Origin of the sequence: Parvibaculum sp. (genome assembly GCF_002684405.1) — a bacterium.
Taxonomy (GTDB): Bacteria; Pseudomonadota; Alphaproteobacteria; order Parvibaculales; family Parvibaculaceae; genus Parvibaculum.
Window position 1 is genome coordinate 1 of sequence record NZ_NYVD01000178.1, and the last position, 9,870, is coordinate 9,870.

Here is a 9,870-nt window from a genome sequence, read left to right on the forward strand (position 1 = left end):
CGCCGCTGGTGCCGGAAACCCGGGCGCAGGGCGATGCGCTCGAAAAGCTGCTGACGGGGGAGACGGGCGCGGAGATCGAGGCGAAATGTTTCATCGCCATGCGCTACTGGCATCCCTTTGCAAACGAAGCGGTGGAGGCGGTGAAAGCCTGGGGCGCCGACGAGATCGTGCTGCTGCCGCTTTATCCGCAATATTCGACCACGACAACGGAAAGCTCGCTCAAGGACTGGGATCGCGCCGTTGCCGCGGCCGGGCTCGACCTCCCGACGCGCGCGGTCTGCTGCTATCCCGCCGCGGAGGGCTTCATCGGGGCCTATGCGGATCTCCTGAAGGCGAAGCTCGATACCTTCGAGGACAAATCATCCGTACGAATCCTTTTTTCGGCGCATGGCCTGCCGAAAAAGATCGTCGATCAGGGCGATCCCTATCAGGCCCAGGTCGAGCAGAGCTGCGAAGCGCTGGCGAAAGCCCTCGGCATCGAGGCCCTCGACTGGCGTTCGAGCTATCAGAGCCGGGTGGGGCCGATGGAATGGATCGGACCGGCAACGGACGATGAGATCGAGAAGGCGGGCGCCGAGGGCAAGAGCCTGATCGTCGTGCCCATCGCCTTCGTGTCGGAACATTCGGAGACGCTGGTCGAACTCGATATCGAATATGGCGAGTTGGCGAAGAAAGCCGGTGTGCCACGCTATGAGCGTGTCGCGACGGTCTCGAGCCACCCGGCCTTCATCGAGGCGCTGGCGACGCTGGTACGCGATGCCAGGGCGCATGAGGGCGTGTTGTGTCCGGAAGATGCGGCCGGCCGGCCCTGCACGGAGAATGTGGCGCTGAAAAGCGTCTCCTGATCGATGCGGGGCGCTTGTTCGTCCTCGGGACCGGGGATAGGGTGCGGCCCCGGCCCGTTGACTTTGCGACCTGATCCCGCCCAAGGATTTTTCCCGTGCAGAATTTTCTTATCGATGGCTATGACTGGCTGCGCGCCCTGCATGTGATTTCGGTGATTTTCTGGATGGCGGGCATGGCCTATCTGCCGCGTTTGTTCGTCTATCACCGCGAAAGTGAGATCGGGTCGGACAAGTCGGAGACCTTCAAGGTGATGGAACGCCGTCTGCTGCGCGGGATTATCAATCCGGCGATGATTTCGACGTTTCTGTTCGGCATCCTGATGCTCATTGCCGTGCCGGACTGGCTCAGCCAGCCCTGGATGCACGTCAAGCTGACGCTGGTCGTCCTGATGACGGCCTTGCACGGTATGTTTGCGCGCTGGCGCAAACAGTTCGAGCGCGACGAGCGGCCCTATTCGAGCCGTTTCTTCCGGATCGTGAACGAAGGCCCGCCGGTTCTGGTGGTCTTCATCGTCATTCTGGTGGTGGTGAAGCCGTTCTAGGCCTGTCCCGGGCGCGACGACCGGTCTCACCCGGCCTGAACGGTCGCAGCGTGAAACCGATTGAATATGCGGGCTTCTGCGGTTATATGTTGCGTAGAAAGCCGGGAGACCGGAATCCTTCCTTATCGTCCTTTCCAGGCCACCGGGTAGCCCAACCGGTCTGCCAAGTGGTTCCAAGAGCACGTAATCGCTGAATCCCGCTGGATCTCACGCGATATGGTGGCGGGAAAGGCACCGACGCCCGGATGAAGGGCGATTTCCCGACAATCGACCGATTTCAAACACCCGCCCATAAAGGTTTCAGTTCCGGAAGGCCTCACTTTCCAGATCACCGCCGAAAAAGCCCCGCTCGCGCGTATCGAGCGCCCGGCGCAAAGGCAGAAAACCTCATTTCCCAACCCGGCCGCTCCTCGAAAAGAGGCAAGGCCATTCCGACACCATAGACGCTATGTCCGAGACCCCTGACGGGCCGGATGCGGAAAAAAGAGACGCCGAAAATGTCCGAGACGCAGATCAAGCTGCAAGACCTCAAAGCCAAATCCCCGACGGAACTGCTCTCGCTTGCCGAGGAGCTGGAGGTCGAGAACGCCTCGACGCTCAGGACGCAGGACATGATGTTCGCGATCCTGAAGCAGTACGCCGAACGCAATGTGGATATTATCGGCGAAGGCGTGGTGGAAGTGCTGCCGGACGGCTTCGGCTTCCTGCGTTCGCCCGAAGCGAACTACCTGCCGGGTCCGGACGATATCTATGTGTCGCCCTCGCAGATCCGCCGCTTCTCGCTCCGCACCGGCGATACGGTGGAAGGCGATATCCGCAGCCCCAAGGAAGGCGAGCGCTATTTCGCGCTGCTCAAGGTCAATTCGATCAATTTCGAAAGCCCGGACAAGGCGCGCCACAAGGTTCATTTCGACAATCTGACGCCGCTCTATCCCGACAGCCGCCTCGAAATGGAAGTCGAGGATCCGACGCTGAAGGATCGTTCCTCGCGCGTGATCGATATCGTGGCGCCGCTCGGCAAGGGCCAGCGCGGCCTGATCGTCGCGCCGCCGCGGACCGGTAAGACGGTTCTCCTGCAGAACATCGCGCATTCGATCACGACCAACCATCCGGAAAGCTATCTGATCGTGCTGCTGATCGACGAGCGGCCGGAAGAAGTGACCGACATGCAGCGCTCGGTGAAGGGCGAGGTCATCTCCTCCACCTTCGACGAGCCGGCGCAGCGCCATGTGCAGGTCGCGGAAATGGTGATCGAAAAGGCCAAGCGCCTGGTCGAGCATGGCCGCGACGTCGTGATCCTGCTCGACTCGATTACCCGTCTCGGCCGCGCCTACAACACGGTGGTGCCGAGCTCCGGCAAGGTGCTGACCGGCGGTGTGGACGCCAATGCGCTGCAGCGCCCCAAGCGCTTCTTCGGCGCGGCGCGAAACATCGAAGAGGGCGGGTCGCTGACCATCATTGCGACGGCGCTTATCGATACCGGCAGCCGCATGGACGAAGTGATCTTCGAAGAGTTCAAGGGCACGGGTAACTCCGAAATCATCCTGGACCGCAAGATTGCCGACAAGCGCGTCTTCCCGGCGATCGACATCCTCAAATCCGGCACCCGCAAGGAAGAGCTGCTGGTCGAAAAGGCCCAGCTCCAGAAGATGTATGTGCTGCGCCGCATCCTCAATCCGATGGGGACGGTGGATGCCATCGAGTTCCTGCTCGACAAGCTCAAGCAGACCAAGAGCAATGACGAGTTCTTCGACTCGATGAATACCTGAAGCCGCAATGCGGTGTCGCTATGGCGCCGCATGCCCGTTGAAGCCGGCCGGTTAACGGTTTGGAACGACTTCCCGTCCTAAGATGTCTGTGTCGGCACTAAAGGGCACGGGCAGGCATGACGGGTAAGTGGAGAACCGGGGAAACGGACGGGGGTGGCATGACATCCCCCGCCTGGATTACGCGCGTTCTCAGCCGCGAATATCTGGCCGGCGCGACCGTCGATATTCAGGGCGACAGCTCTTCGACACCTGAAATCTATGCGGGGGTACAGCTTACCGGCGCCGGGCACCAGTTTCTGGCCTGGTGGCAGGAAGCGCGCGGCGCCGACCCCATTCCCGCCGCCAATGCCGTCAGTCCCAGGGCTCTGCGCCAGATCCTTCCCTATATCCGCTATATGAGCTGGGCCGGGCCTGAACAGCTCATCTTCCGCATCTATGGATCGGCGCTCGCCGAGGCGACGGGGTTCGATCTCACCGGGGTCGATCTTTTCGGCCTGGGCGATTATCCGACCCGCCAACTCGATATTGCCAGGCTCAAAGCCCTCCATGAAATGCCCTGCGGCGTCATCATGCAGCGCGAGATGCGCGGCTTCGACGGCAGCACGAATATCTGCGAGCTGGTGACCCTGCCCATCGCACCGGCCGCAGACGGAAATCCGCGCCTCATCGGCACTATCGTTCCCGTCGAGGTTCAGGAAGATATCTGGACGAAGAAGCTCCGGATGGACCTGGAGCCGGAATTGAAACGCGCGGTTTTCATCGATACGGGGCATGGCGTGCCCGACCCGCTGCTCGGCATGGAGTGCTGAGACGGAAACAAGGGGCGGCATCCGCGCCGGGCTATCATGAAAGCTACCATCCGGTTCATGCCCCGCGTCAGGGCCTGAGTTCTTCCCAGCCGGGATAGGATCCGTCGAAACGGGGCGCTTTATCGCCGCCATCCGTCCATGCGCATCGGGAGGCATAAAACTCCTGTGCGATGATCCGGCCCGGGGCATCCGCCTCAAGCGCATTCGCCGCGAGGATGATCGTGTCGTCCGCTTCAATGAGATTGGCGCCCGTCATCGCGGTTCCGCAATGCGAGCAGAAGCTTCGTTCGAGTTGTGGAGAACTGCGGTAGCGGGTGAGGTGTTCCTCGCCCGTCCATTCCACCTCGTCGCGAAAGGCCGTGAAGAAGAAGCCTGAATGGCCGCCCGCCGCCTTGCGGCACATGGCGCAGTGACATTCGACAATGCCGCTCATGCGCTTTGTCCGAAACCGGACCGCGCCGCAAAGGCAGCTTCCCTCGATCATGGGATCAGCACCGTCGACCCGGTCGTCTTGCGGCTTTCCAGATCCTTATGCGCCTGCACGGCATCGGCGAGACCGTATTTCTGGTTCACCTCGATCTTCACAATGCCTTTCGACACTACGTCCACAAGGTCGTCCATGCGCCAGGCGATTTCTTCGGGCGAGAGCAGGTAGTGCATCATGGAAGGCCGGGTGACGAAGAGCGAGCCCTTGGCGTTCAACAGGCCGAGGTCGAAATTCTCCACCGGGCCGGACGCATTGCCGAAGGAGGCGAGCAGGCCGCGCGGGGCGAGGCAGTCGAGCGAGATTTCGAACGTATCCTTGCCGACGCCGTCATAGACGACGGGCAGCATCTTGCCGCCGGTGATTTCCTTGACGCGCTCGACGACATTTTCTTCCGAGTAGTTGATCACGTGGTCATAGCCATGGGCGCGGGCAAGTTCGGCTTTCGCTTCGGAGCCGACCGTGCCGATGACGGTGGCGCCCAGATGTTTCGCCCATTGGCCGACAATGAGGCCGACGCCGCCCGCTGCGGCATGGAACAGGATCGTGTCGCCCCGTTTCACCGGATAGGTGGAGTGGAGCAGGTAATGCGCGGTGATGCCCTTCAGCATCATGGCGGCGCCGGTTTCGTTGGCAATGTCGTCGGTGAGCTTCACCACCGTCATGGCGGGTACGTTGGCGGCTTCCGCATAGGCGCCGACGGGCCCCATGCCATAGGCGACACGGTCGCCGGTCTGAATACTCTCGACACCTTCGCCGACCGCCTCGACCGTGCCGGCCGCTTCGAGCCCGATGCCGGAGGGAAGCTTCAGCGGGTAAAGGCCCGAGCGGTGATAGGTGTCGATATAGTTGAGGCCGATGGCGCCGTGCCGGACGGTGATCTGGCCCGCGCCGGGGGCGGGGAGGTCGATCTCTTCGAGCTTCATCACATCCGGGCCGCCCTGTTTTTCGATGCGGATGGCTTTGATTTTCATGGGATCGTTCCTGTTATTGCGGGTTCGGGAATCCAGTTGTCATGTGTCTAGCGCCGGGTGAGCGCGAGGCCGAGGCCTGCCAGCGCAAGCACGGCGCCCGACACCTTGTTGCGGATCGTCTGGGCGCGGTGCGACTTCAGCCAGGGGGCGAGCGCGCCGGCGCCGACAGCATAGGCTCCATCGGAGATGGTGCTGACGGTGATGAATGTCACGGCCAGAATAATGAGCTGCGGGGTAGCCGGTTCCGATGGGCTCACGAATTGCGGAAAGAAGGCGGCGTAAAAGGCGAGCGTCTTGGGGTTGGTGACGGAGATGAGAAATCCGCGGCGCAGCAGCAGGTCGGTCGTCGGTCGTGAGGGCGGCCCCGAATTTTCATCCATCGGCTCATAGGGCGCGCGCCAGCTCTGGATGCCGAGCCAGACGAGATAGGCCGCGCCGACAAGTTTCAGTGCTTCCGTCCAGGGACCGAGCGCGGCGAGAAGCGGGGCGAGGCCCAGCACGGTCAGCACCATGTGAAGCGAGAGCGCGCAAGTGGTGCCCGCGAGCCCGGTGAGGGATGCGCGAGGCCCGAAGCGAATACCGGTCGCGACAAGCCATGTCACGACCGGGCCGGGAATGATGCAGAGAATGAGCGTGGCGGCGATGAAGCCGAGATAAAGATCGATCGGGACCATCGCCGCCTGTTCCTGTCCGTTCAGCCGAGATGACGGCGGAAGAAGTCGAGCGTCCGGCTGTTCGCCTCGTCGGCGTTCTTCTTGTCGTAATGCGCACCGCCCACACGCGCGAAGGCGTGGTCGTTTTCCGGGTAGCGGTGGATGGTCACCAGAGCATTGTCGCGCAAGCCTTCCACCATCGCTTCCTGCGCTTCCGGCGGCACGAACTCGTCCTTGCCCGCGACATGCAGCATGAGCGGCGCCTTGATGCCCTTCGCATCGTCCAGACGATTGGCGATGTTGACGCCGTAATAGCCGACCGAGGCGTCGCTCGTCGTGTGGCAGGCGGTGAGATAGGCGAGCAGGCCGCCCAGGCAGTAACCGACCGCGCCGACCTTGCCGCTGGTCATGGGGCGCAGCGTGTCGATGGTCGCCTGAACGTCTTTCGTGCCCTTGTCGGGATCGAACTTGCCCATCAGGTCGAAGGCCTTCTGCCATTCGGCGTCGGTCTTGTCGGTGATGTCGACGCCCGGCTCGATGCGCCAGAAGAGATCGGGCGAGAGGGCGACATAGCCTTCGGAGGCAAGTCCGTCGCAGATATCGCGCATCACCTGATTGACGCCGAAAATTTCCTGAAGGACGACGATGCCCGGGCCGGTGCCGGAGGCGGGTTTGGCGAGATAGCCGCTGAATGAGCCGTCATCTGTCTTGATCTCGATGGTTTCGCCGCTCACTTGCTGATCTCCTTGGAGTGTTGGGGAATGTGGATGGGGTTTTCAGTGTGGGACTCTAGCGGCGCGAGCTGCCTGAATCGAGGGGTGGAACGAGATACACGGTAATTGTCGGTATTCGCCGATAGGGGCGGGATAACGGGTGTTGCTACGTCTGGTTCGAGACATCTCGTTCTTTACGATTATGATTCAATAACTGAGTGAAAATCCCGAAAACGTGACCATAGTATGGAAGAGTAACGCGTTAGTTCGGGGATGGGCTTTTAGACAAGAGCGGACAGAGCATTTTGTCAGTCAGGGAAGTGAAATATCGGCCGGAGATTGATGGTCTTCGGGCGCTAGCTGTCGGCTTGGTGGTTTTTTACCATTCAGGGTTTGTAGGTTTCTCCGGTGGTTTTATCGGCGTTGATGTGTTCTTCGTCATAAGCGGTTATCTCATTACGTCGCTGATCCTTGCCGAACTCGATGGGCCAGGCTTTTCATACTGGAATTTCTACGAGCGACGCGCTCGCCGCATCTTGCCAGCTCTCCTAATTGTGCTGACGGTATCGATCCCCTTCGCATGGTTTCTTCTGACGCCGTCGAATCTCAAGGATTTTTCGCAAAGCATCGTTGCGACGATCGGCTTCTCCTCGAATTTTTTATTTTGGAAGGAGAGTGGGTACTTCGATACCGACGCTGCGCTGAAACCGCTACTCCATACGTGGAGTCTCGCGGTCGAAGAGCAATTCTATTTGATCTTTCCGCCTCTTCTCATGTTGGCTTGGCGATATGGGAAAAGGCACTTCGAATTAATCGTCGTCGCCGGTTTCATCCTCTCGATCGCATTGGCTCAATACACCAGCGTTTACTACCCTACAGCCGGATTTTTTCTTTTGCCTTCTCGTGGGTGGGAATTGCTGGCAGGTGCTTATCTCGCTCATCGTGAAAGAATTTTTCCGATCCATCTATCCGGGCGCCTAGCGGGAGCTCTTGCGGATACCGGCATCGTGTTGGTGGTGGTTGGCACACTTCTTTTCGATAGTTCTACACCGCATCCAAGCGTTCTCACCGCACTCCCCGTGCTTGGGGCCGGCCTGTTCATAGCGTTTGGTCGGGAGAAGAGCGTTGCGAATTATATTCTTACGCGGCGACCGGTCATATTGATCGGACTGTTGTCCTATTCGCTCTACCTCTGGCATGTCCCCGTTTTTGTGTTCTTTAGCCACTACATGCTTGAGGAGGCGGACTCTCTTCAAATGGTCGGGCTTTGCTTGCTCTCGCTGGCCTTGGCCTTTGTTACCTGGAAGTATGTCGAAGCGCCCTTCCGGAACCGAAGAAAGATGAGTGCTCGTTCGATGGCGGTCGGTCTTTTGTCGCTTTCGGTCGTGCCTATGGCGTTCGGGCTTTCAGGGCACTTCTCCGGCGGATTTCCATTGCGGCTCTCAATGCCGACTGCGCTCAAGCGAAGCTTTGCGAGGCTGCCAGAGCCGGCTTGTTTTGATAGCGACGGCATTTCCAAGCGTCCCAGCGACTTCTGCGTCTATGGTCACGGGACCGGCAAAATCGATCTCATGTTGTTTGGCGATAGTCATGCCTACAGTGTTTTGCCAGCCTTCATCGAAGCGGCACGACGGCAGGAAAAAGGCTTTGTCTTTGTGAGCTATAGCAGTTGTTTGCCATTTCTTGGGCTGACACGGGATCAGGCAAGAGAACGAACGCAAAGCTGTCGGGCTCTGAATGACGCAGTGTTCAATTATGTACGGGAAAAAAAAATTGGAAGGATTGCACTTGCAGCCTATTGGGGCGGCTATACTGATGGCGGTGTCGACCGGGCCAATACATATCATTTGCAGATGCGGGAGGGCGATCCGACCGGAAAAAAGGAAAATCGGGAAGCATTTCTCTACGGTCTGAAAAAGACGATTCGCGCCTACGAAAAGATTGATGTGAAGGTGTTTCTTATTGGCGACGCTCCTGCGCAGCATTTTTATGCACGGGATGTGTATCAAAGAATCTATTTTGGCAGTGAGCGGTCGCCGAAAGATGCGGAACGAGCGCTTCAGCAATTTTCCGTATCGGAGACAGATCATCTTGACCTGACCAAATTTTCTCGAGACGCATTTGAGCGGTATCGGGACCGCGCCGACTTGGTCAATCTGGACAGCTTTTTTTGTTCCAACCAGTTTTGCCGGATTGGCACACCTCGGCAAAGCTACTATTACGACCGGCATCATCTAAGTATCGTCGGGGCCGAACATGTTGCCGAGGCGATAGAGCCCCTCTTTGAGACAAAGTAGTTTCAGCGACGGGAATCAGTGTTGTCGTCGCATCATACGCAACTCTTCGTTGAGCTGTTCCGGCGTGGTAACAGGTAACGAGCAGGTTTCGCCGACACAGACATAGGCCGTGGGTTTGCCGTCGACCTTACCCTTGCCGAAGGCTGGGTGACTCTGCGGCAGGCTCGCATTTTTCGGCAAATGACTGACGATGCGGTTGGGCAGGGCAAGCGCGTAGATGGCGCGGCGAAGCGGTTCGATCTCTCCTGTATCGCCTGCCAGCACGATCTGGATCGGGCGGAGGCGGGTCTCGAAACTTTCGATATAGCTTCCCAGCGGAAAGATGTTGCGTTGAAGTTCGCCTGCGAACGCCCGGATGATGCTGTCGGCCTTGGCCAGATAGCTGTGGTCGCCCGTGAGAAAGGCAAGCCGGGTGAGGATGCCCGGCAACACGCCATTGGCGGAGGGAATGGCATCGTCATATACAGTTCGTGTACGGATGATCAAGCCGGGGGCGTCGTCCGCGGTGAAGAAATAGCCGCCATTCGTGGCATCCGCGTAATGGGAATCCAGTTGTCCAATGAATGATTGCGCAGCGTCGAGATAGCGGGGCGCGAACGTTGCTTCGTGAAGCGCCAATGCGGCATCGGCCATGAAGGCGAGATCGGCGGCCATGGCGAGATGCTGCAGCTTGCCTTCGCGCCAGGCGTGGTGGAGCCGCCCGTCGCGGATCATGTTTTCCTCGACGAAGCGGAAAGCGCGGGCCGCGAGGTCGATCCATTCCGGCTCGTCGAAGGCAAGGCCC

General features: G+C 59.5%; 9 protein-coding genes and 1 pseudogene. 5 read left to right on the forward strand and 5 right to left on the reverse strand.

What is annotated here, in order from left to right; genetic code table 11:
• From hemH to CMI59_RS16500, 4 genes are all read left to right on the forward strand, one after another.
• Positions 1–845: ferrochelatase (gene hemH / locus CMI59_RS16485; RefSeq protein ID WP_293329323.1), on the forward strand; the 845-nt coding region annotated here is incomplete at its 5' end.
• A 95-nt stretch (positions 846–940) separates the two neighbouring features.
• Entirely contained in the window at positions 941–1,387 is a 447-nt protein-coding gene (hemJ, locus tag CMI59_RS16490) for a protoporphyrinogen oxidase HemJ (RefSeq protein ID WP_293329324.1), read from the forward strand.
• Between the two features lie 497 nt (positions 1,388–1,884).
• A complete protein-coding gene (rho, locus tag CMI59_RS16495; RefSeq protein ID WP_167094744.1) occupies positions 1,885–3,156 on the forward strand; it encodes a transcription termination factor Rho in 1,272 nt (423 codons plus the stop codon).
• Positions 3,157–3,314: 158 nt separating this feature from the next.
• A complete protein-coding gene (locus CMI59_RS16500) occupies positions 3,315–3,965 on the forward strand; it encodes a PAS domain-containing protein (RefSeq protein WP_293329325.1) in 651 nt (216 codons plus the stop codon).
• 67 nt (positions 3,966–4,032) lie between these two features.
• On the opposite strand, the gene CMI59_RS16505 is transcribed toward CMI59_RS16500, so the two are convergent.
• From CMI59_RS16505 to CMI59_RS16520, 4 genes are read right to left on the reverse strand one after another with little or no spacing between them, the layout of a single operon-like run.
• The gene (locus CMI59_RS16505) at positions 4,033–4,398 is read right to left on the reverse strand and encodes a GFA family protein (protein ID WP_293329326.1); all 366 of its coding nucleotides are present in this window, start codon (positions 4,396–4,398) and stop codon (positions 4,033–4,035) included.
• Positions 4,399–4,445: 47 nt separating this feature from the next.
• Entirely contained in the window at positions 4,446–5,423 is a 978-nt protein-coding gene (locus CMI59_RS16510; protein ID WP_293329327.1) for a quinone oxidoreductase, read from the reverse strand.
• Between the two features lie 47 nt (positions 5,424–5,470).
• The gene (locus CMI59_RS16515; protein WP_293329328.1) at positions 5,471–6,097 is read right to left on the reverse strand and encodes a LysE family translocator; all 627 of its coding nucleotides are present in this window, start codon (positions 6,095–6,097) and stop codon (positions 5,471–5,473) included.
• A gap of 20 nt (positions 6,098–6,117) precedes the next feature.
• Positions 6,118–6,810, reverse strand: coding sequence for a dienelactone hydrolase family protein (locus tag CMI59_RS16520; protein ID WP_293329329.1), 693 nt, complete (start codon positions 6,808–6,810; stop codon positions 6,118–6,120).
• Between the two features lie 284 nt (positions 6,811–7,094).
• Between CMI59_RS16520 and CMI59_RS16525 the strand changes: the two genes are divergently transcribed.
• Entirely contained in the window at positions 7,095–9,086 is a 1,992-nt protein-coding gene (locus CMI59_RS16525; RefSeq protein WP_293329330.1) for an acyltransferase family protein, read from the forward strand.
• Positions 9,087–9,101: 15 nt separating this feature from the next.
• Here the strand turns inward: CMI59_RS16525 and CMI59_RS16530 are convergent.
• A pseudogene (locus CMI59_RS16530) lies at positions 9,102–9,870 on the reverse strand (thioredoxin domain-containing protein); the annotation flags it as partial.

Bases quoted from the DNA above. Each gene is read 5' to 3' on its own strand.
- CMI59_RS16500 (WP_293329325.1), top strand. From the start codon at position 3,315: ATGACATCCCCCGCCTGGATTACGCGCGTTCTCAGCCGCGAATATCTG.
- CMI59_RS16515 (WP_293329328.1), bottom strand. From the start codon at position 6,097: ATGGTCCCGATCGATCTTTATCTCGGCTTCATCGCCGCCACGCTCATT.
- rho (WP_167094744.1), top strand. From the start codon at position 1,885: ATGTCCGAGACGCAGATCAAGCTGCAAGACCTCAAAGCCAAATCCCCG.
- CMI59_RS16510 (WP_293329327.1), bottom strand. From the start codon at position 5,423: ATGAAAATCAAAGCCATCCGCATCGAAAAACAGGGCGGCCCGGATGTG.
- CMI59_RS16505 (WP_293329326.1), bottom strand. From the start codon at position 4,398: ATGAGCGGCATTGTCGAATGTCACTGCGCCATGTGCCGCAAGGCGGCG.